An 18,625-nucleotide genomic window follows, 5' to 3' on the forward strand; every position below is an offset into this window, starting at 1 on the left:
GACAAGGTACGGTGAGCAAGAGGTTTGGAGAGCCATGATGACATCAGCAGAAAAAGCAGGAACTAACGCCGCCATGCAAACACCGCCATTGGTGTCGCCGCAGGACTGGGAGGCAGCCCGTCAGCAACTGCTCGTGAAGGAAAAGGCGCATACCCGTGCCCGCGACGCGCTCGCCGCCGAGCGCCGCCGCATGCCGTGGATGGACGTCACCAAAACCTATGCGTTCGAGGGGCCCGGCGGCAAGGTCAGTTTGTCCGACCTGTTCCAGGGCCGGCGGCAGCTGATCGTCTACCGCGCCTTCTTCGAGCCCGGCGTGTTCGGCTGGCCCGATCATGCCTGCCGGGGCTGCTCGATGGTGGCCGACCAGGTCGCCCATGTCTCGCATCTGAATGCCCGCGACACCACGCTGGTGTTCGTCTCGCGCGCGCCGCAGGCCGACATCATCAGGCTGAAGCAGCGGATGGGCTGGACCGTGCCATGGGTGACGATCACCGACAGTTTCGACGCCGATTTCGGCGTCGACGAATGGCACGGCACCAACGTGTTCTACCGCGATGGCGGCCGTATCTTCCGCACCTACTTCATCAAGAGCCGCGGCGACGAGCAGATGGGTGGCACCTGGAACTATCTCGACATCACGCCGCTCGGCCGACAGGAGGTCTGGGAGGATTCGCCAAAAGGCTATCCGCAGACGCCGACCTATAAATGGTGGAATTGGCACGACAGCTACACGGAAGGTGCTGCGCCCGACAAAAAATGGGTCGAGGTGTCCGACGCCGGGGAAACGGCGATCCGCGAGGCGGGCGCGTGACCGAGGCCTATCCCGCCGGCGCCAGCCGTGACGGCGTCGTGGCCGCGCGCCATCTCGCGAGGTGGCTGGCGTTGGCGGCCACGCCAACCTTCGCGATCATGGCCCTGCTGACAGTCGTGCTCGGCGGCCCGGCGGACATGCTGTGTGCTGCCGGACATGGCTCGGTGCTCGGCGGGATGGTGCCGATGTATCTGCTGATGAGCGGGTTTCATTCAGCGGCGTGGCTGAAGCTGATTTCAGAGCGGCTGCGCTGGTGACATCGCTAAACCGGCCCCGGCATCACCGGGGCCGCGTCGCGTCGCTTTTGTCGAAGAACATGACCATCAGAACCTCGTCGTAATACCGGCCGCCATGCTTCAGCGCCTTCACCCCGCGTCCGTATTCGACGAAACCGGCTGCCGTGTAGAGCCGCAAAGCGGCCTGGTTGTCGCTGACCACGACGAGATGAAGCTGCTCGACGCGTTGTGCGGCGTGCGCTGCGACCGCGTCGACGAGGAGGCGTCCCGTACCCGATTTTCGCGCCTGTGGCCGCACATACATGCCCCAGAGCACCGCCTTGTGCGCAGTCTTTGCGCCATCCTCCGGGCGGAAACCGGCAGTCCCCACCAGCTCGCCCGCGTCGAAGGCGCCGAACACGTCAGATGTCGTCAGGCGTTCCTCGAACCAGGCGAGGGGTTTTTCCTGTTCGCGTTCAAACGTGCTGACAAAGGCTTCGGGATGCGCCGCGAGCGCTTCCAGGCGAACAGCGCGATAGAGAGCGGCATCGGCGGGCGTGAGCATCCGGATTGCTGAGGTGGCGGCGTGAGCAACGGGCGTCATATCGGTTGGTGTCCATCGGGATCGTCGGAAGGTCGCGAAGGTCGGCGATGCCAGCGCGATAGCGGAGGCTCGTGCGGTTCACGACGGCGCACTTCGTGCTCTGGCCGCGAACTCAGTATCCTCATCCTGAGGAGCCCGCCATAGGCGGGCGTCTCGAAGGATGGGGAGTGGTGCGCTCCGCTGGCGCGGCATCTCGGCCCTACCTCGTGCGCTGTCCGCAATTCGGCCATCGCGCCCGCCCCCTCCTTCGAGACGCCGCTGACGCGGCTCCTCAGGATGAGGCTCAACGGTCGTCTTGCCAGTCGTGGCAGGCGCCGCGAGGTGCCGTCTTCGTTGAAAAACCGCGAGCCGCGCATTCAGCCCTCATCCTGAGGGCCCGCCAACGGCGGGCGTCTCGAAGGATGACGAGATCCGCGCTTGGCCAATTCATGGAGCTCGGAAAAATCGCCGCGCATGAAGGCTTCCTTCTTGGCGCGGCTCCACTTCTTGAGCTTGCGTTCGCATTCGATCGCGTCGGTGATCCTGTCGAACCATTGTGAGAAGACCAGAGTCACGGGCCTGCGCGACTTTGTATAGCCGGCAAAAGTGCCAGCGTTGTGCTGTGCGACTCTGATCTCGAGCTCGGTTCGCGTCGTGCCGATGTAATAACTGCCATCGGCACACCTGAGAATGTAGAGGTACGCGCCATCGGTCATCGTGCCCGCCCCATCCTTCGAGACGCGCGCAAGGGCGCGCTCCTCAGGATGAGGCTAACTGGCGGTCGCGGACTGGTGCAAGAGAGATGGTTCATTATCGGAGGCCGACCGGGTTGCCCTCATCCTGAGGACCCGCCGCAGGCGGGCGTCTCGAAGGATGCGCCACGGGCTCGAACGAAAACGGCCCCGGTGGGTCCGGGGCCGTTTGTGTCACAATGTCCTGTCGCTTTACCGCGTCGCGGCGCCGAGATCCGCCCTGCGCTCGCTCATCGGCATCACGATCACCTTGGTGCCGACGTTGACGCGGGAGTAGAGGTCGGAGACGTCGTCATTGGTCAGGCGGATGCAGCCGGAGGAGACGTGCTTGCCGATCGTATCGGGCGCGTTGGTGCCGTGGATGCGGTAGACGGTGCCGCCGAGATACATGGCGCGGGCGCCGAGCGGGTTGCCGGGGCCGCCGGCCATGTGGCGCGGCAAATAGGGCTGGCGGGCGATCATTTCCGGTGGCGGGGTCCAATCCGGCCACTCGGCCTTCTTGGTCACCGACTGGGTGCCGGACCAGGTGAAGCCGTCGCGGCCGACGCCGATGCCGTAGCGGACGGCCTGACCGTTGCCGAGCACGTAATAGAGATAGGTGTTGGGGGTATCGATGATGATGGTGCCCGGCGCCTCACGCGTCGCGTAGGAGACGGTCTGGCGGCGGAAGCGGGCCGGCATCTCGACCGCGTCCTGATCCTCGGACGGTGCAACCTGGGAGGGAGCAGCCTGGTAAGGCTGGTACGGCTGCGGCGCGGCCATCGGCGGCAGCGGCTGGAAGAAGGGGAAGAGCTGCACCGGCGCGGCCTTGGCCGGGCCTGCGAGTGCGATTGCGGAGATCGCGACTGCGCCAAAAGCAACGGCGCGCGAATACGTTTTGAACGTGCCCAGATTGAACATTGGTCGCCCCTGTTTGCGCGGTGTTTCTTAGGTCCACCCGGCACCGTTTCGGTGCTCCGTTGCCTAATTCACTAACGACAAAAAGTTTCGGGACGTTTGCGCGGAAAACCGAAAACGGTTTCGTCGCGGAAAGGATTGTTTCATGACAGTTTCGTGGCCGCGCGGGTTTGTTAACGAACAAAACAGCGGGCCGACACTTCCATGACGTCACACGCCTGAAATATCCGTGGTTGATGGTCCTAAGCCGAGAATCATCAAAATCTCGGGATTTCCCCATGCGGGTATTAATCGCGACTGACGCCTGGCATCCGCAGGTTAACGGTGTGGTCCGGACGCTGACCTCGCTGGCGAATGCGGCCAAGACGCTCGACGTCGAGATCGACTTTCTGACGCCGGAGGGCTTTCCGTCGTGGCCGCTGCCGACCTATCCGGGCCTGCGCATCGCGCTGCCGAGCCGCAAAGAGATCGCGCGGCGAATCGAGAAGGCGGCGCCGGAAGCGCTGCACATCGCCACCGAAGGTCCGATCGGCTGGGCCGCGCGGGCCTATTGCCGCCGCAACCGGCTTGCCTTCACCACCTCCTATACGACGCGCTTTCCGGAATACGTGTCGGTGCGGACCGGCATCCCTGATGCCGTCGGCTATGCCGTGCTGCGCCACTTCCACGATGCCGCCGCCATGACCATGGTGGCGACGCCCTCGCTGCGGCAGGAGCTGTCCGAGCGCGGCTTCAAGCGGCTCGGCTTCTGGGGGCGCGGCGTCAACACCGAGCTGTTTCATCCCGATCATCCTGCCAAGCTCGACCTGCCGGGCCCGATCTTCATGACCATGGGCCGCGTCGCGGTGGAGAAGAATCTCGAAGCATTCCTCTCGCTCGATCTGCCCGGCACCAAGGTGGTCGTTGGCGACGGCCCGCAAAAGGCGCAGCTCGAGAAGAAGTATCCAGATGCCGTCTTCCTCGGCGAGAGGAAGGGCGCGGATCTCACCGCGCATCTCGCCGCCGCGGACGTCTTCGTCTTCCCGAGCCTCACCGACACTTTTGGCGTGGTGCAGCTCGAAGCGCTCGCCTGCGGTACGCCGGTTGCTGCGTTCCCGGTCACGGGCCCGAAGGACGTCATCGCCGATCATCCGATCGGCGCGATCGACCATGATTTGCGCACTGCGTGCCTGCGCGCGCTGACCATGTCGCGCGAGACCTGCCGCAATTTTGCGCTGGAGAGCTCCTGGGAAAACAGCGCGCGCCAGTTCGTCGGAAATCTCACCTCACTTCAGCCCAGCCGTTCCCTGCGCGCTTCGCCCGTCATGGCGCGGCGGCCGGTGCGCGGTTGACCCTTACGTCTTGAACCACAGCGAGAACCTCATCGATGGCTAAGATCATGAACCTTGACGGCACCCAGCAGCTCGACCTCACCCGTGGCACGGTCGAGCAGGCCTATGATCGCTGGGCGCCCGTCTATGACCTCGTGTTCGGCGGCGTGTTCGCCAAGGGCCGTGCAGCGGCAATCGCAGCCACCAACAAGATCGGCGGCCGGGTGCTCGAGGTCGGCGTCGGCACCGGCATTTCGCTGCCGCTGTACGCCCCGCACCTGCGCATCTTCGGCACCGACATCTCGGAAGCGATGCTCGACAAGGCGCGCCAGCGCGTCACCGAGGGCAATCTGAAGAACGTCGAGGGCCTCGCGGTGATGGATGCCGAGAAGCTCGAATTCCCCGACAATTCCTTCGATGTCGTGATGGCGCAATATGTCGTCACCGCCGTGCCGAATCCGGAAGTCGCGCTGGACGAATTCGCCCGCGTGCTGCGCCCTGGTGGCGAGCTCATCATCCTCACCCGCGTCAGCGCCGATGCCGGCATGCGCCGCTTCATCGAGCAGAAGCTGCAGCCGGTGGTGCGTCCGCTCGGCTTCCGCACCGCCGAGTTCGCCTGGTCGCGCTACGCGAAGTGGCTGGCCGGCGCCAAGGGGATCGAGCTCGCCGAGCGCCGTTTGATTCCGCCGCTTGGCCATTTCTCGCTGGTGCGCTTCCGCAAGGTCGACGTCGCCAAGGCGGCGTAACTGCTGCTCCTCATGGTGAGGAGGCGCGTAGCGCCGTCTCGAACCATGAAGGCCCGTGCCGCGGCACCTCGGCCTTCATCCTTCGAGACGCGCGTTCCGCGCTCCTCAGGATGAGGAGAGAGAGTAACCGTGCGTCATCGCGTCGCTGCACATCGTCATATGACAAAATGATGATGTCACATGACCTACATCGAATCCCTGTAAATCCTGAACCCGAAAGCATTTTGGGGGAGAGCATGATCAAGAATTATCTCGAGCAGCTGCGGATCCAGCGCTGGGACGACCATCGCTACTATCACCACAGCCGTATCAATCAGGCCCTGCACTTCGTCAGCGCGGCGAGCTTCCTCTTCGCCTATGTCTGGCTGTTCATCGACCCCATGCTCTCGGCGCTGGTCGGCTGGCTGGTCTCGATGACCTCGCGCCAGGCCGGTCATTTCTTCTTCGAGCCGCACGATTTCGACCACATCAACCAGGCGACCCACGAGTACAAGGAAGACATCAAGGTCGGCTACAACCTTCAGCGCAAGGTGGTGCTGATGGTGATCTGGGCGCTGTCGCCGCTGGTGCTGGTCGTCGATCCGACGCTGTTCGGCCTGTTCACGCCCTGGGCGAGCGCGACCGATTTCATGCGGCAGGTGGCCAAGATCTGGCTCGTGATCGGCGGCGGTGGCCTTCTGTTCCGCACCGTGCACCTGTTCTTCATCCGCGACGTCGAGACCGGCCTCGTCTGGATGACCAAGATCCTGACCGACCCTTTCCACGATCTGATGCTCTATCGCACCGCGCCGCTGGCTCTGATGCGCGGCGAGCTGATGGATCCCGGCCTGCACCTCAACCCCGAGCACACGCTGGGCCTGATCTCCGAGCCCTCGCTCGAAGAGCAGCACGCCTGAGCGCGCCACGCATATCCAACACTCCGATGTCTGATGATTACGTCATGCCCGGCCTCGTGCCGGGCATCCACGTCTTGGGCGTGGCCGCTGCGGCTTTTTCGCCTCGCCCCGCTTGCGGGGAGAGGTCGGCGCGCGCAGCGCGACGGGTGAAGGGGAGTCTCCGCGGGGGGACTGCTAGCGAGTTATCCGCCAACTCTCACCTCCCCCGCGGAGAGTCCCCCTCACCCCAACCCTCTCCCCGCAGGCGGGGAGAGGGGGAGGAGAGACCTCGCCCCGGAATGACAGTGAATGTAGTTGGAGCGTTAGCCTCAGCGCCCAAGACGCTTGGCCAGCATCTCTTTCAAAATCTGGCGCTTGATGGTCTTGTTGGTGAGCACACCGTCGTGCCACCAGAAGCCGTCGGCCTTCATCTTCCCGGCCGCGCGGACGAAGCGGTCAGCGACCTCGGTGAAGTCGGCGTCGGTATAGTTCAGACTGAAGATCAGCCGGCCGGTGCCGACCCAGCTCAGCGACAGTCCCTCCGCGCGCAGATAGTATTGCAGCATCCAGTTGTAGCGGGATGGGGTGGTGTATTTCACCGTCCAGATCGACGAGAAGTTTGCGAACCGCACCGGCAGGTCGGCATCGGTCATCATCTGGTTGAGCTTTTGCGCACGGTCGTTCCAGGTGGCGTCCAGTCCGTCATAGATGGCGCGGAAGTTCGGGCTGGCGAGGCGGCTCAGGAACTCGTCCATCGCCGTCATGACGTAGGGATGCGAGTTGAAGGTGCCGCGGGCGAAGCAGATGTCGGCAGGACGGTCGTCGTTGAAGCGGCGCATCAGCTCGCGCTTGCCGCAGACCACGCCAACCGGCAGGCCGCCGGCAAGGCTCTTGCCGTAGGTCACCATGTCGGCCTTGACGCCAAAGTATTCCTGGGCGCCGCCGGCAGCGAGACGGAAGCCGACGAAGACCTCGTCGAAAATCAAGACGATGCCGCGCTCGGTGCAGACCTCGCGCAGCTGCTTCAGCCACTCTGTGTAGGCCGCGCGATCGAAATTGCCGCCGCGGGAGGAATCGACCAGCGAGGAATCGCCGGGCGCATTGCCATTCGGGTGCAGGCCCTGCAGCGGATTGACCAGCACGCAGGCGATGTCCTTGCGCGTGCGCAGGACATGCAGCGTCTTCTCCGACATCTCGGCGAGGGTGTAGGTCTCGTGCGCGGCGATCGGATTGCCGACGCCGGGCTGCACGTCACCCCACCAGCCGTGATAGGCGCCGGCGAAACGAACCAGATGCGTGCGCTTGGTGTGGTAGCGCGCCAGCCGCACGGCCTGCATCACGGCTTCGGTGCCGGACATGTGGAACGAGACTTCGTCGAGGCCCGAGATTTGGCAGAGCCGCTGCACGTTCTCGAGGATGACGGGATGGTAGGGGCCGAGCACCGGGCCGAGCGCATGCGCCCGCTTCTCGGAGCCCTCGATGCACTCCTTGTAGAAATCGTTGCCGAAGATGTTGACGCCGTAGGACCCCGTGAGGTCGTAGGAGGTGTTGCCGTCGACATCCGTGACGGTGACGCCGCTGGACGATTCCATGAAGCTCGAGGTGCCCAGATGCTCGCGGACGAGACGCGAGAACGGGAACGGCACGCGGTAGCTCTCGGTGAAGTTCAGGTCGGAGATCGTCTCAGCCGCTTCCTTCGTCATCGCGCGGCCCTTGGGGTAGCGCTCGGCGTAGAGGTTGGCGAGGCGGAAGAAGGCGTCCTTGCGCTGTGCCACGATGTTCGCGGGCGCGCCGTCGCAACCAAAATACTGATCGCCCTCGAATTCGTAGAACGGGAGCAGCTTTGCCACCCGGCGCGACATCTTGGAGTGTCCGGCGAGCGAGCGGTGCTTGGCGCGGGACAGTGCGAGCCGCGCCTTGAGCTTCGGGAAGGCGGCGGCAGCGGACGCTGCGGCGGCCACGGACAAAGAAAGAATCGGGAGTGTCGTTTCCATGACAACAAGCGCTAATACTGCGAGCTGACAGATTCATGACAGTCAAAGCCCTCATCGCCTCTTTCACCCAGCAGGAAGACCTCAACTTCCTGTTGACCAACCGCATCCCCCGCGCGGCCCTGACCCGCTTCATGGGCTGGTTCTCCAAGATCGAGAACCCGCTCATTCGGGACGGCTCCATCGCCCTGTGGAAGCTGTTTTCCGACCTCGATCTGTCGGAGGCGAAAAAGGACCATTTTAGGAGTCTGCACGATTGCTTCACCCGGGAGCTGAAGCCCGGCCTGCGGCCGTTCGATCCGGACCCGGCGGTGGTCGCCAGCCCCTCGGACGGCATCGTCGGCGCCCATGGCCGGATCGCCGACACCGAGCTGTTCCAGGTCAAGGGCGCGCCCTATTCGCTGCTCGACCTGCTCGGCGATTCCGCGCTGGTCGATCAGCACCGCAACGGCTCGTTCGTGACGCTGCGGCTGACCTCGAGCATGTATCACCGCTTTCATGCGCCCTATGACGCGCATATCGAGCGGGTGACGCTGATCCATGGCGACGTCTGGAACGTCAACCCGATCGCGCTGAAGCGGGTCGAGCGTCTGTTCTGCAAGAACGAGCGCGCGGTGATCCGGACGCATTTGTCGACCGGCGAGGCGGTGACGCTGGTGCCGGTGGCGGCGATCCTGGTCGCGAGCATCCGGTTGCACTTCCTCGACATGGTGCTGAATGCGCAAACGCACGGCCCGGTCAATTTTCCCTGCGACGTCAACGTCAGCAAGGGCGAGGAGCTCGGCTGGTTCGAGCACGGCTCGACCATCATCATCCTGGCACCCGGCGATTTTACCTTCTGCGACGGCATCGCCGAGGGCACGCGCATCCTCGCAGGTCAAGCGCTGTTGAAGAGAAACTAGCCTTCAATCTGCCGTCCCCGCCGCCTATATCGTCGGCGGGGACGATTTGACGATACGGATTTGATGATGGCGCGGGCGCCGGTCATGGCGGCGGGTGGGATTGTGCTGCGGCGTGGTTCGCCGCCGCTGATCGCAATCGTGCGCCAGCGCAAGCGCAACGAATGGGTTTTGCCCAAGGGCAAGCTTGACGACGGCGAGACGCCGAAGGAAGCCGCGCACCGCGAGGTGCTGGAAGAGACCGGCCACGAGGTCGCCATCCACGAATTCCTGGGCACGCTCGTCTACCAGTCGGGCGGGCGCTCAAAAGTCGTGCATTTCTGGCGCATGGAGGTCAGTGGCGGTCCCGTCCGCAAGCTGATGAACGACATCAAGGCGGTCGACTGGGTGACGCTGGACGAGGCGCTCGCGCGGCTGTCGCGCGAATATGAGCGCACGTTCCTCACGCAAATCGGTCCGATCGCGCTTGCGGCGGCGGGGCTTGCGCCTGCGTCCGCGCCGACGCCGGTTTCCGAGCCGGCGTTGCCATTGGCGAGCGACGATATCGATGCAGCCTTGCAGACGCTGACACCCGCCGAAGCCGCCTCCGTCGACGAGTCACGGCACGGCTTGTTGCAGAAGGTGAAGGCGTGGCTGCGCGGCGAGGCGTGAGCTGTAACGAGAGAATTATAGCACCGCGTTGACGGTGCACCCTCGCCCCTTGTGGGAGAGGGTGGCTCGCCGCGAAGCGGCGAGGCGGGTGAGGGGTTTCTCTCCGCGCGCGCATCTCTCGATGAGTGTTCGCGGTTAGAACCCCTCATCCGGCGCTTCGCGCCACCTTCTCCCACAAGGGGAGAAGGAAGAAAGTCACCGCCTCTTCTTCTCCTTCGGAGCCGGCGCGGGCTTGCGCGGTGCGGCGGGACGCTGTGCGCCGGGCAGGCGCTGTTGCAAGCCGGGCTGGCGTTGGAGGCCACCTTGTTGCGGTTGGGCCGCCGGCTGTGCGCCGGGCTGCAATCCGGTGCGCGGGGTCTGCAGCTGTGGCGTCGTGCCCGGCTGAGGCGTGACTGCTCCGGGCTGCTGCGGGGTTTGTCCACTGCGCTGTGGCTGCGTCTGCGGCGTACCGCCGGGCTGCGCGCCTTGTCCGGTGCGCGGCTGGCCTGTCGGCTGTCCCGCACCTTGTTGCTGCTGACCCTGGCCCGCGCGCGGCGTGCCCGGCTGCCCGGCGCCGCCTTGTCCTTGGCGTTGCGGCGGCTGGGTGCCTTGGCGACCCGGTGTACCCGGCTGCTGCTGACCCGGACGGTTGTTCTGACCGGGCTGGCCGTTCGGCCGTTGCGGCTGCTGACCGGGCGGCGTGTTCGGCCGCAATTGCCGCTGCTGTGGCGGCTGGGCCGGCCGCGGAATCCGGCTGATCGCGGCCGGATTGGCGCGGCGGAAGTCGCGCTGCTCGGTGACGATCTGCCGGCCCGTGGTCTGCGCCAGATGCACCTGGCTGACGAAGCCGCGGTCGCGTGCGATCTGCTGCGCGGGAATCGTGATCGGCACGGCCGCAAAGCGCATGCCGCCTGTGCCGCCCGCGCCGGGGCGGATCGCAAAGCCGCTCGACCCTTGCGTCAGCGCGCCGAGCCGCGTGCCGCTGGTGCGGTCGTTGACGTCGATATGACCGACCCGGCCGTCGGCGTCGGGATAGAGTTTTATGTTGACGTTGTTGGCGCTGCTCGCAGCCGCGCCCTCGGGCACGTCGACGACGCCCGTGGTGCCGCGGATGCCGAGTGTCGCGGTCGGCGTCGCGATCTTCATGTCGCCGGTCTTCGCCACCGCCGCCGCAACGAAGGCGACGGTGCCCTTGCCGATGTCGAAGATCGCCGAATTCTGCTTGCCGCCGTCCTCATAGACGTAATTGTCGATGGTGATCCTGGCGCCGGCGGAGAGGTTGAACGTGGTCGCATCATTGAAGGTGATGCCGAGCGAGGAGTTCGACGAGGTCTGCACCACGTCGTTGAGATAGATGTCGTCGCGCACTTTCAGCGGATAGGAGTTCTTTTCGCGGATCACGGTGGCGATCCCCGTGACGGTTGCGACGTTACCGATCGGCTCGACGGCGGCAGGTTGTGCGTCTGTCGCGGGAGCAGGCGAAGCTGATGGCGTCGGGGAGGGCGCGGGCGTTGGCTGCGCTTGTGGCTGTGCCTGCGCAAGCTCGATTGTCTCGGAGGCGCACGCATTACCCGCGCCGGCCAGCGGCAACGCCAGCAGCGGAACAGCAAACACGAAGCGGCGCCAAGCCACCATCAAAGCCACGAATGAGGTCCCGGTGAAAACGCAAGGCAGGGTCTGCTGATATCAGACTGAACTGGCTGAACGGCGGATGAACATCTGTCGCATGGGAGGGGCGAATGTTCAAACGCCACGTCCCGGTGTCGGGACGTGGCGCCATCATAAGAACAAGAAGGCTTGTCAGCCGGGATGCCTCCAGTGTCAGCTCACGCGCTTCCAGGTCTGGCCGCCGCAGAACATGCCGCCGAAGGCGCAACCCTGCACGCGCATTGCGTTCGGGCCCTTCATGGCGATCGTGGAGTCGTAGTTGCGGCCGGAGTCGGGATCGTGGATGCGGCCGCTCCACTTCGCGCCGTCGGGCTTCATGTTGATCAGGATCCGCTCGTTGGACTTCTCGGCGAAGCCGCAGAGATTGGTGCCGCACTGCTCGACGCGGACATTGCCCTTGTTCTCTTCGGTCGCCCAGACGCCGATCGGCGTGTTGGCGGCTTGCACGGGCGCGGCGGCAATTGGAGCCGGAGCGGGCACATAAGCAGGCGCTGCCGCGACCGGAGCAGGAGCCGCAACAGGTGCGGGCTGCGTCGTCGTATCGACGGACGGTGCGGCGGCCATTGTCGTCGCCGGCGCGGCGGGGGCGGCCGGCGCGGTCGCTTGCACCGGAGCCTGCTGCACGGGCTGCTGCTGCACCGGAGCCGGCGCAGGCTGCGCGGTGGTGGCCGGAGCCGGCGTGGTGTCGACGTCGTCGTCCTTGGAGCCAAGGCCCTTGAGGTTGATGTTGTTCAGCTTGATCGGCTTGTCCGACAAGCCCGGCGCCACGATGGTCACGCAATTCAGCGAGGCGCAGTTGCGCGGCGTCTCGATGCGGATGTGCTGGCCTTCGATCTGGAACGAGAGCGAATTGCCGGCATGGGCTGCGGCAGTCGAAGCGAGGAAGAGCGCGGTGGCGGCGATGGTGAGCTTGTTCATGACAACCTCCGAAAAATGTGTGGTCCCGATATGGACGAAGTCGCTGGTGGATGAAGCGTGGTTCGACCCTACGCCGGGCCTCTCCGGCATTCTGTGATGGGCGTCACAACGGTCCGCGGTCCCTGGGTGAGCCAGCGCACATTCAACTGGGGTGCACCTTTCGTAGTCTCGTTGCGACACACAGGGAGGCGCCGATGACGCGGCTTGTGACTTCGCTTGGCATCGTGATCGCACTGACGGCGATGGCGCCCGCAGCCCAGGCCGGTTCCTATTCCTTCTCGATCGGCGGCCACCGGTTCCACGTCGAAGCGCCGCGCAACTGCCGATCCACCTCCTGTGTTTCGGTGTCCGGCGGCAGCCTGCGGACGACGGAAGGTGTCAGCACGGCCCCGTCGCCTGTGCCTGCACCCGTGGTCCAGCCGCCGCAGCCGGTTTATCCGGTCGCCCCAGTCAGGCCTGCGCAAGCGACGGTCGTCGCCCCGCCACCGGCCCCGCCGGCCCCCGTCCTCGCCGCCACGACGCTACAGCCTGCCGTGCCGCCTGCGCCAAAACGCGAGGCGCCGAGCCCGAATCCGCCGCGGGTCGAGCTGTCTCGCCTGGATCCGCCGAAGACGATCATACCCGCCCCGTCGCGGATCGAGTCGCCGGTCGCCAATCCGGACCCCAGGATCGAGCCGGCCAAAACGACCGCGAAGCCCAGCGACGATGAGCCTGACTATCTGCCGCTTGGACAATGGGAGAGCGACGGTGCCAAGGGCATCGTCCACATCGAACGTTGCGGCCCCGCGCTGTGTGGCTATTTACTGACCGAGACGTCGAGCCGGGGCGAGAGCGTGCTCGTCAACATGAAGCCGAAATCGCATGATGCCTGGACCGGCAGCATCTACAGCCGCTCGAGCGGCAACACCTATTATGGGACGATGACGCTGAAGAGTTCCGGCAAGCTCTACGTCGAAGCCTGCGCGTTCGGCCGCTTCTGGTGCTCCGGCAACGACTGGACGCGGGTCGATGGGCAGCCGGAAAAGGTGATCACGACCTCGCGGCAGTGGGGCGCGCGGTCGTAGATTTTCTTACCCTCTCCCCTTGTGGGAGAGGGTGCCGAGCGAAGCTCGGCGGGTGAGGGGTCTCTCTCCGCGAGTCATCTTTCGCGTTGAGCTCGCTGAAGCAACCCCTCATCCGGCGCTTCGCGCCACCTTCTCCCACAAGGGGAGAAGGAAGATCAGCGCGCCCCTGTCCAATTTGTAATCGTCCCGCACCGAACCCGCTTCTCCCTTGCATGCGACCGATGGTTGACGACGCAAGCAGGAGAGCCAGCATGAAACGCCTCAGCCTCATCGCCGCGCTGCTGATCGGCAGCGCGCTACAGGCACACGCCGACACCGACATCTGGAACAACGTCCTCAAGCAGCAGCGCGGCGACGATGCGCTGCATGCCGATAGCGCATCCTGCGAAATGCAGTTCGGCGCGCCGCAGAACGGCACGGCGACATCGGCGCAATACAAGCGCTGCATGCGCGCGCGGGGCTGGCGCTTTGGCCATACGCGGCGCGAGAAGGATGATGGCTATCCCGACCCTGATAATCCCGGTCTCGTCTGTCACGATTTCAAGATCGGCGGCGTTACGGGATCGTCGTGCTCGAATTTCTGATCGCAGCAAAACGCCCGGCCGCCGGGCGATCCGGTGCGGCGAGGCAAGCCCGCGGTGCCGTCGGTGAAGTCTCTAGATCATGCCGAGCACGATGGCGCCGACAAAGGCCATGGCGAGGTACGCGGTGACTACGCTCAGTCTCCCGGCGAACGTCATGAACTCGCTCCCTCCATGCGCGCCGCTTCGCGCGCAGCGTCATGGTTAACAGAAAGTTCGCTTTCGAAAAAGTCAGCCCTGCTGTCGCTCATCTTCGGCGGCAACCGCGCCGCCGCGCCCGGTATGGTTAAAGAAGACTGAAATCAACGTGTTGAAGAGTCTTTAAGTAAATTCACCGAACGTGCGTGCATGACGCGCGGAGTTCGTTTGTATCTCGTCGGCTCCATCGTCCTTGTTTCGCTAGCGGGTTGCGGACGCGGCTTCTTCCAGGCCGAACGTGAACCGTGGCGGGCCGAGGCCGAAGCCGCATGCCTGAAATCGGGCGCGGTCAAGGAGAGCGCGGACATCGTCCGCATCGACCCGATCTCCGGCCCGGGCATGTGCGGCGCCGAGTATCCGCTGAAGGTCGCCGCCATCGGTGAAGCCTCCAGCAGCTACGGCTTTGCCGATGAGGAATTGCGCCCGCCGGGGAGCGTCGGCAACCAGCCGCGCTGGCCGGCGACGCAGCCGCGACCGAATTACCCGCAGCGCTCGAGCTATCCCGAGAGCGCGGTGCGCCAGCCCTCCGGCTACGGCGCGTCGTCCGGGCCGATGCAACTGAATGCACCCGGCGTGGCGCCGCAGGAGGACGAGATCGACCTGCCGCCCGAGGGCACCGATGCTGCGGGTGCGGCGCGCTATATGAATGCGCCGAGCTATCCGGCGCGGTCGGCGGCGCCTTACGCGCAGCCGCCGGCACAGCAGGTGCCGCCGCGTCTCGGTCCCCCACAGGGCAACCCTGTCACCGCCGTCGGCCCGGTTGTTGTGAAGCCGACCGCGACGCTCGCCTGTCCGATCGTCTCCGAGCTCGACCGCTGGCTGTCCGACACCGTGCAGCCCTCGGCCATGCGCTGGTTCGGCGCCCGCGTCGCCGAGATCAAGCAGATCTCCGCCTATTCCTGCCGCGGCATGAACGGCAATTCCCACGCCCACATCTCCGAGCATGCCTTCGGCAACGCGCTCGACATCGCCGCCTTCGTGCTCGCCGACGGCCGCCGCATCAGCGTGAAGGACGGCTGGCGCGGCATGCCGGAAGAGCAGGGATTTTTGCGCGACGTGCAGTCGGGTGCGTGCGCGCATTTCACCACGGTGCTGGCGCCGGGCTCCAACGTCTATCACTACGATCACATCCATGTGGATTTGATGCGCCGCGCCAGCCGCCGCCTGATCTGCCAGCCCGCCGCGGTCTCCGGCGAGGAAGTCGCCGCGCGTGCGGGCGGGCGCTCTCCTTACGCGAGCACGCGCGATCCGTCCGTGACGGGGTCGCTCGGTGCGCGCAAGAGTAACAAGCGCGAGAAGATCAACGAGGAAGACGAGTTCGCGGACGATTGAGATGCCCACCGACATCGTCCGCTATCTCACCCATCCGCAGGTGCAAATCGACCCTGATGTCCCCGTGCCGCAATGGGGTCTCAGTCCGGTCGGTCGAACGCGCACCGAGGGTCATGCGCATGCGGGCTCGCTCGCGAACACCACACAGATCATCTCGAGCGGCGAGCGCAAAGCGATCGAGACCGCCGAGATCATTGCTATCAGGCTCGGCATCATGATCGAGATCCGCGAGGCGATGCACGAGAACGACCGCTCGGCGACCGGCTTCCTGAAGCCGGTCGAATTCGAAGCGGTCGCCGACCAGTTTTTTGCTCAACCTCATCTCAGCGTCCGCGGCTGGGAGCGGGCCATCGACGCGCAGGCGCGCATCGTGCGCGAGACCGAGGCGGTGCTGGCGCGCAATCGTCCCGGCGATGTTCTCTTCGTCGGCCACGGTGCGGTCGGCACGCTGTTGTTCTGCCACACGGCCGGTCATCCGATCGATCGCGTCCACGATCAGCCGGCCGGCGGCGGCAATTGCTTCGCGTTCACGCGGGACGGGCGCGATGTCCTGCACGGCTGGCGCAGCATGGAAGAGATCGGGCGGTAGCTCTACGAGGTCATTTCGAGGTGGGCTTCGACGGTGCGGGGATCGGCCCCATGCACAATTGCACTTCGCCCGGGACGTTGTAGGTCCTCATGATATGCCGGCTGTCGCGCAAGCCGGACGCCTCACGTTGCACCACGAACATCCAGAGCGCCTCGCCGGCTTCCATCACCAGCTTGCGCCGGGCCGGTGGCATCGCGGCCGGCAACTCCGAGGCCGCGTGCGCGGCGTCGAATTCGCGCAGACGCGCGAGCGCCCGTTCGAGCGTGTGGCCCATCCGGCCAAGCGCCGAGGCCTGTTCTTGGACGATCTCATAATAGAGGATATCGACGGGCGGGCGAAGATCACGAGACATGACCCTAACATAATGCCGTCAGGCCAGCATCCGCAACGCGTCGCCGTTACGTCGCCCGGTACGCCGCCAGAAACATCCGCGTCGCGCTGTCGACCACTTCGCTCATGCGCCCTTCCGATGGCGGAGGCGCGGCCTGGAAAACGAAGGGCAGGAAGAGTGAGGCCTTACACAGTTCCATGAACTGCGACGCCGCAAGGTCGCAATCGTCGATTGTGAGATCGCCGGATGCGACATGGGCTTTGAGATAATCGGAGAGCCGGTTGATGGTCTTGTCCAGCACGCGCAGGTAATAGCGGCGGCCGACATCGGGCATGCGCTCGGCGATCGCCATCACGGTGCGGATCGCCGATCCGCCGCCGGGCCGGCAGAGCAGATGGATGTAGGCCTGGCCGAAATCCTTCAGCGTGGTCTCGGCATCGCGGGCGGGGTCGAAATTGAACACGACCTGACCGTGCTGGAGCGCTTCCTGCTCGAGGATGGCTTCGAACAGCGCGCATTTGTCGGCGAAGTAAACGTAGAGCGTGCCCTTCGAGACCTGCGCCGCGCGCGCGATCTCGCCCATGCTGGAGCCGTCAAAACCCAGATCCATGAAGACCTTACGGGCGCCGTCCAGGATCTGGCGGCGCTTCGAGCTGTCCTCCTCTTGGAGGACGTGCAGTTGTTGGCTGGCAGCTACAACCATTGGTTCAGGGTCTCGGAAGGTTTCTGGACAGGGTGCCGAACTATGAAACGCAAATAAAGGATTCGGGCCAGTAGGGTCCACGCTTGGGAATATTATGTATATTGACCGAACCGTTCGGTCAATGATATTTGGGATCAGCGAGAGGAGCGGGCCGCAGGGCGGCCGTCCTTGATCGCGCTTTTTTTGGGGAGGCCTTTATGGCCGTATCGAGAGACCAGGCTGCGCGCGTCCTTCGCCAGGAAGCGGTGGAGACGAATTCGGCGAACGGCGACGCTGCGGCCGAGACGCCGGGTGCCCTCGCCGAGCAGTTGCGCTCTCATGTGGCCGAGGAAACCAAGCGCCGCACCGGCGAGGCTCCGGAGAAGCCCGTGACCGACAAGCCGGCCGCACCCGCGCCCGCCGCCAGCGCGCCCAAATCCGGCAAGCGCAAATTCGTCATGATGGGGATCGGCCTCGTGCTGGCGCTCGCGGCAGCCGGCTATACCGGCTATTACATGCTGGTCGGCCGCTTCTATGTCGCCACCGACGACGCCTATGTCCGCGCCAACAACACCATGCTGGGTGCGCGCGTTGCCGGCCACATCTCCTCGATCCTTGCCGGCGACAACACGACGGTTCGTGCCGGCGACATCATCTTCCGCATCGACGACGGCGACTACAAGATCGCGGTCGATGCCGCCGCGACCAGGATCGCGACCCAGCAGGCCACCATCGATCGCATCGGCCGCCAGATCGCCGCGCTGGAGAGCCAGGTGGTGCAGGCCAAGGCGCAGCTCGTCTCGGCTGAAGCCGGCCTCAAGCGCGCCGATCTCGACTATGAGCGCCAGCAGGCGCTGAGCAGCAAGGGCTTTGCCTCGCGCGCCACTTTCGAAAGCTCGGAAGCCGGGCGTGACCAGGGCGCCGCCGCAGTCAAGGCTGGACAGGCCGCCTACGACGTCGCGGTCAGCAATGTCGACGTCACCAGGGCGCAGAAGGCCGAGGCGCAAGCCCAGCTCGCCGAGCTCAAGACCACGCTCGCCAAGGCCGAGCGCGACCTCGCCTTCACGGCGGTGCGCGCGCCGGTCGACGGCACGTTCTCGAACCGCCTCGTCAACGCCGGCGACTTCATCGCGGTCGGGCAGCGCCTCGGCAATGTCGTGCCGCTCGACGACGTCTATATCGACGCCAATTTCAAGGAAACGCAGCTCAAGCGCATCCGTCCCGGCCAGCCCGTGACGATCAAGGTCGATGCCTATGGCATGCGCAAGTTCTCTGGCGTCGTCGACAGCATCGCGGCGGGCTCCGGCTCGGTGTTCACGCTGCTGCCGCCCGACAACGCCACCGGCAACTTCACCAAGATCGTGCAGCGCGTGCCGGTCCGCATCCGCGTTCCGAAATCGGTGGCGAAGCAGAACCTGCTCCGTGCCGGCATGTCGGTCTATGCGAGCGTCGACACCAACAAGGGTGCCGCCGACGCCGACAGCGAGATCGATCTCGACGATCCCACCATGATCCATCCGCAGTAAGCGCGCGTCCTTAAGCGCTACGAGGTC

21 protein-coding genes are annotated in these 18,625 nt (G+C 65.1%); 13 read left to right on the forward strand and 8 right to left on the reverse strand.

Going from position 1 to position 18,625, the window contains the following annotated elements:
* The first annotated feature begins 34 nt into the window (after positions 1 to 34).
* Both BMW89_RS00955 and BMW89_RS00960 read left to right on the forward strand, forming a co-directional pair.
* Entirely contained in the window at positions 35 to 811 is a 777-nt protein-coding gene (locus tag BMW89_RS00955; protein WP_092021760.1) for a DUF899 domain-containing protein, read from the forward strand.
* Positions 808 to 1,068, forward strand: coding sequence for a hypothetical protein (locus BMW89_RS00960; protein ID WP_092021762.1), 261 nt, complete (start codon positions 808 to 810; stop codon positions 1,066 to 1,068). The genes BMW89_RS00955 and BMW89_RS00960 overlap by 4 nt, the downstream gene beginning before the upstream one ends.
* A 22-nt stretch (positions 1,069 to 1,090) precedes the next feature.
* Here BMW89_RS00960 and BMW89_RS00965 read toward each other — a convergent pair whose 3' ends face one another.
* The 3 genes from BMW89_RS00965 to BMW89_RS00975 all read right to left on the reverse strand — a co-directional run bounded on the left by BMW89_RS00965 (position 1,091) and on the right by BMW89_RS00975 (position 3,261).
* Positions 1,091 to 1,630, reverse strand: a complete 540-nt coding sequence (locus tag BMW89_RS00965) for a GNAT family N-acetyltransferase (RefSeq protein WP_092021792.1) — start codon at positions 1,628 to 1,630, stop codon at positions 1,091 to 1,093.
* Positions 1,631 to 1,986: 356 nt separating this feature from the next.
* On the reverse strand, positions 1,987 to 2,325 hold the full coding sequence (locus tag BMW89_RS00970) for a GIY-YIG nuclease family protein (protein WP_092021794.1): 339 nt from the start codon (positions 2,323 to 2,325) through the stop codon (positions 1,987 to 1,989).
* Positions 2,326 to 2,553: 228 nt separating this feature from the next.
* Positions 2,554 to 3,261 (reverse strand): L,D-transpeptidase, encoded by a 708-nt coding sequence (locus BMW89_RS00975; RefSeq protein WP_092021796.1) that lies wholly within the window; start codon positions 3,259 to 3,261, stop codon positions 2,554 to 2,556.
* Positions 3,262 to 3,536: 275 nt separating this feature from the next.
* Here BMW89_RS00975 and BMW89_RS00980 point away from each other — a divergent pair, with 275 nt between their 5' ends.
* From BMW89_RS00980 to BMW89_RS00990, 3 genes are all read left to right on the forward strand, one after another.
* Complete coding sequence (locus BMW89_RS00980) at positions 3,537 to 4,589, forward strand: glycosyltransferase family 4 protein (RefSeq protein WP_177195758.1); 1,053 nt, start codon at positions 3,537 to 3,539, stop codon at positions 4,587 to 4,589.
* Positions 4,590 to 4,624: 35 nt separating this feature from the next.
* On the forward strand, positions 4,625 to 5,314 hold the full coding sequence (locus tag BMW89_RS00985) for a class I SAM-dependent methyltransferase (RefSeq protein WP_092021800.1): 690 nt from the start codon (positions 4,625 to 4,627) through the stop codon (positions 5,312 to 5,314).
* Between the two features lie 236 nt (positions 5,315 to 5,550).
* Complete coding sequence (locus BMW89_RS00990; RefSeq protein ID WP_092021802.1) at positions 5,551 to 6,210, forward strand: hypothetical protein; 660 nt, start codon at positions 5,551 to 5,553, stop codon at positions 6,208 to 6,210.
* Positions 6,211 to 6,518: 308 nt separating this feature from the next.
* Here BMW89_RS00990 and BMW89_RS00995 read toward each other — a convergent pair whose 3' ends face one another.
* Complete coding sequence (locus BMW89_RS00995; RefSeq protein WP_092021804.1) at positions 6,519 to 8,183, reverse strand: aminotransferase class III-fold pyridoxal phosphate-dependent enzyme; 1,665 nt, start codon at positions 8,181 to 8,183, stop codon at positions 6,519 to 6,521.
* 35 nt (positions 8,184 to 8,218) lie between these two features.
* On the opposite strand from BMW89_RS00995, the gene asd reads away from it, so the two are divergent.
* The gene (gene asd, locus BMW89_RS01000) at positions 8,219 to 9,082 is read left to right on the forward strand and encodes an archaetidylserine decarboxylase (protein ID WP_092021806.1); all 864 of its coding nucleotides are present in this window, start codon (positions 8,219 to 8,221) and stop codon (positions 9,080 to 9,082) included.
* 66 nt (positions 9,083 to 9,148) lie between these two features.
* The gene (locus BMW89_RS01005) at positions 9,149 to 9,730 is read left to right on the forward strand and encodes an NUDIX hydrolase (protein ID WP_092023288.1); all 582 of its coding nucleotides are present in this window, start codon (positions 9,149 to 9,151) and stop codon (positions 9,728 to 9,730) included.
* A gap of 195 nt (positions 9,731 to 9,925) precedes the next feature.
* Here BMW89_RS01005 and BMW89_RS01010 read toward each other — a convergent pair whose 3' ends face one another.
* Both BMW89_RS01010 and BMW89_RS01015 read right to left on the reverse strand, forming a co-directional pair.
* On the reverse strand, positions 9,926 to 11,344 hold the full coding sequence (locus BMW89_RS01010) for a FecR family protein (RefSeq protein WP_177195829.1): 1,419 nt from the start codon (positions 11,342 to 11,344) through the stop codon (positions 9,926 to 9,928).
* A gap of 186 nt (positions 11,345 to 11,530) precedes the next feature.
* Positions 11,531 to 12,295 (reverse strand): DUF2147 domain-containing protein, encoded by a 765-nt coding sequence (locus BMW89_RS01015; protein ID WP_092021810.1) that lies wholly within the window; start codon positions 12,293 to 12,295, stop codon positions 11,531 to 11,533.
* A gap of 194 nt (positions 12,296 to 12,489) precedes the next feature.
* On the opposite strand from BMW89_RS01015, the gene BMW89_RS01020 reads away from it, so the two are divergent.
* From BMW89_RS01020 to BMW89_RS01035, 5 genes are all read left to right on the forward strand, one after another.
* Entirely contained in the window at positions 12,490 to 13,359 is an 870-nt protein-coding gene (locus BMW89_RS01020) for a DUF2147 domain-containing protein (RefSeq protein ID WP_092021813.1), read from the forward strand.
* A gap of 251 nt (positions 13,360 to 13,610) precedes the next feature.
* Complete coding sequence (locus tag BMW89_RS01025; RefSeq protein ID WP_092021815.1) at positions 13,611 to 13,943, forward strand: hypothetical protein; 333 nt, start codon at positions 13,611 to 13,613, stop codon at positions 13,941 to 13,943.
* 63 nt (positions 13,944 to 14,006) lie between these two features.
* Positions 14,007 to 14,240, forward strand: coding sequence for a hypothetical protein (locus tag BMW89_RS37170; protein ID WP_143062681.1), 234 nt, complete (start codon positions 14,007 to 14,009; stop codon positions 14,238 to 14,240).
* Between the two features lie 48 nt (positions 14,241 to 14,288).
* Positions 14,289 to 15,470, forward strand: coding sequence for an extensin family protein (locus BMW89_RS01030; RefSeq protein ID WP_092021817.1), 1,182 nt, complete (start codon positions 14,289 to 14,291; stop codon positions 15,468 to 15,470).
* A gap of 1 nt (position 15,471) precedes the next feature.
* Positions 15,472 to 16,059: a histidine phosphatase family protein gene (locus tag BMW89_RS01035; protein WP_092021820.1), complete on the forward strand. Its 588-nt coding sequence runs from the start codon at positions 15,472 to 15,474 to the stop codon at positions 16,057 to 16,059.
* A 10-nt stretch (positions 16,060 to 16,069) separates the two neighbouring features.
* Here the strand turns inward: BMW89_RS01035 and BMW89_RS01040 are convergent, their stop codons facing one another.
* Complete coding sequence (locus BMW89_RS01040; RefSeq protein WP_092021822.1) at positions 16,070 to 16,411, reverse strand: DUF6665 family protein; 342 nt, start codon at positions 16,409 to 16,411, stop codon at positions 16,070 to 16,072.
* A gap of 46 nt (positions 16,412 to 16,457) precedes the next feature.
* Positions 16,458 to 17,093, reverse strand: coding sequence for a TetR/AcrR family transcriptional regulator (locus BMW89_RS01045; RefSeq protein ID WP_092021824.1), 636 nt, complete (start codon positions 17,091 to 17,093; stop codon positions 16,458 to 16,460).
* A 197-nt stretch (positions 17,094 to 17,290) separates the two neighbouring features.
* Between BMW89_RS01045 and BMW89_RS01050 the strand changes: the two genes are divergently transcribed.
* Complete coding sequence (locus BMW89_RS01050; RefSeq protein WP_092021825.1) at positions 17,291 to 18,598, forward strand: HlyD family secretion protein; 1,308 nt, start codon at positions 17,291 to 17,293, stop codon at positions 18,596 to 18,598.
* The last annotated feature ends 27 nt before the right edge of the window (positions 18,599 to 18,625 follow it).

The sequence above is a fragment of the Bradyrhizobium sp. OK095 genome (genome assembly GCF_900109945.1).
Taxonomy (GTDB): domain Bacteria; phylum Pseudomonadota; class Alphaproteobacteria; order Rhizobiales; family Xanthobacteraceae; genus Bradyrhizobium.

What these genes read in the sequence shown, in the direction of transcription:
- BMW89_RS00955 (WP_092021760.1), top strand. Translation starts at nt 35, where the DNA reads ATGATGACATCAGCAGAAAAAGCAGGAACTAACGCCGCCATGCAAACA.
- BMW89_RS00965 (WP_092021792.1), bottom strand. Translation starts at nt 1,630, where the DNA reads ATGACGCCCGTTGCTCACGCCGCCACCTCAGCAATCCGGATGCTCACG.
- BMW89_RS00970 (WP_092021794.1), bottom strand. Translation starts at nt 2,325, where the DNA reads ATGACCGATGGCGCGTACCTCTACATTCTCAGGTGTGCCGATGGCAGT.
- BMW89_RS00975 (WP_092021796.1), bottom strand. Translation starts at nt 3,261, where the DNA reads ATGTTCAATCTGGGCACGTTCAAAACGTATTCGCGCGCCGTTGCTTTT.
- BMW89_RS00980 (WP_177195758.1), top strand. Translation starts at nt 3,537, where the DNA reads ATGCGGGTATTAATCGCGACTGACGCCTGGCATCCGCAGGTTAACGGT.
- BMW89_RS00985 (WP_092021800.1), top strand. Translation starts at nt 4,625, where the DNA reads ATGGCTAAGATCATGAACCTTGACGGCACCCAGCAGCTCGACCTCACC.
- BMW89_RS00990 (WP_092021802.1), top strand. Translation starts at nt 5,551, where the DNA reads ATGATCAAGAATTATCTCGAGCAGCTGCGGATCCAGCGCTGGGACGAC.
- BMW89_RS00995 (WP_092021804.1), bottom strand. Translation starts at nt 8,183, where the DNA reads ATGGAAACGACACTCCCGATTCTTTCTTTGTCCGTGGCCGCCGCAGCG.
- asd (WP_092021806.1), top strand. Translation starts at nt 8,219, where the DNA reads ATGACAGTCAAAGCCCTCATCGCCTCTTTCACCCAGCAGGAAGACCTC.
- BMW89_RS01005 (WP_092023288.1), top strand. Translation starts at nt 9,149, where the DNA reads ATGGCGCGGGCGCCGGTCATGGCGGCGGGTGGGATTGTGCTGCGGCGT.
- BMW89_RS01010 (WP_177195829.1), bottom strand. Translation starts at nt 11,344, where the DNA reads ATGGTGGCTTGGCGCCGCTTCGTGTTTGCTGTTCCGCTGCTGGCGTTG.
- BMW89_RS01015 (WP_092021810.1), bottom strand. Translation starts at nt 12,295, where the DNA reads ATGAACAAGCTCACCATCGCCGCCACCGCGCTCTTCCTCGCTTCGACT.
- BMW89_RS01020 (WP_092021813.1), top strand. Translation starts at nt 12,490, where the DNA reads ATGACGCGGCTTGTGACTTCGCTTGGCATCGTGATCGCACTGACGGCG.
- BMW89_RS01025 (WP_092021815.1), top strand. Translation starts at nt 13,611, where the DNA reads ATGAAACGCCTCAGCCTCATCGCCGCGCTGCTGATCGGCAGCGCGCTA.
- BMW89_RS01030 (WP_092021817.1), top strand. Translation starts at nt 14,289, where the DNA reads ATGACGCGCGGAGTTCGTTTGTATCTCGTCGGCTCCATCGTCCTTGTT.
- BMW89_RS01035 (WP_092021820.1), top strand. Translation starts at nt 15,472, where the DNA reads ATGCCCACCGACATCGTCCGCTATCTCACCCATCCGCAGGTGCAAATC.
- BMW89_RS01040 (WP_092021822.1), bottom strand. Translation starts at nt 16,411, where the DNA reads ATGTCTCGTGATCTTCGCCCGCCCGTCGATATCCTCTATTATGAGATC.
- BMW89_RS01045 (WP_092021824.1), bottom strand. Translation starts at nt 17,093, where the DNA reads ATGGTTGTAGCTGCCAGCCAACAACTGCACGTCCTCCAAGAGGAGGAC.
- BMW89_RS01050 (WP_092021825.1), top strand. Translation starts at nt 17,291, where the DNA reads ATGGCCGTATCGAGAGACCAGGCTGCGCGCGTCCTTCGCCAGGAAGCG.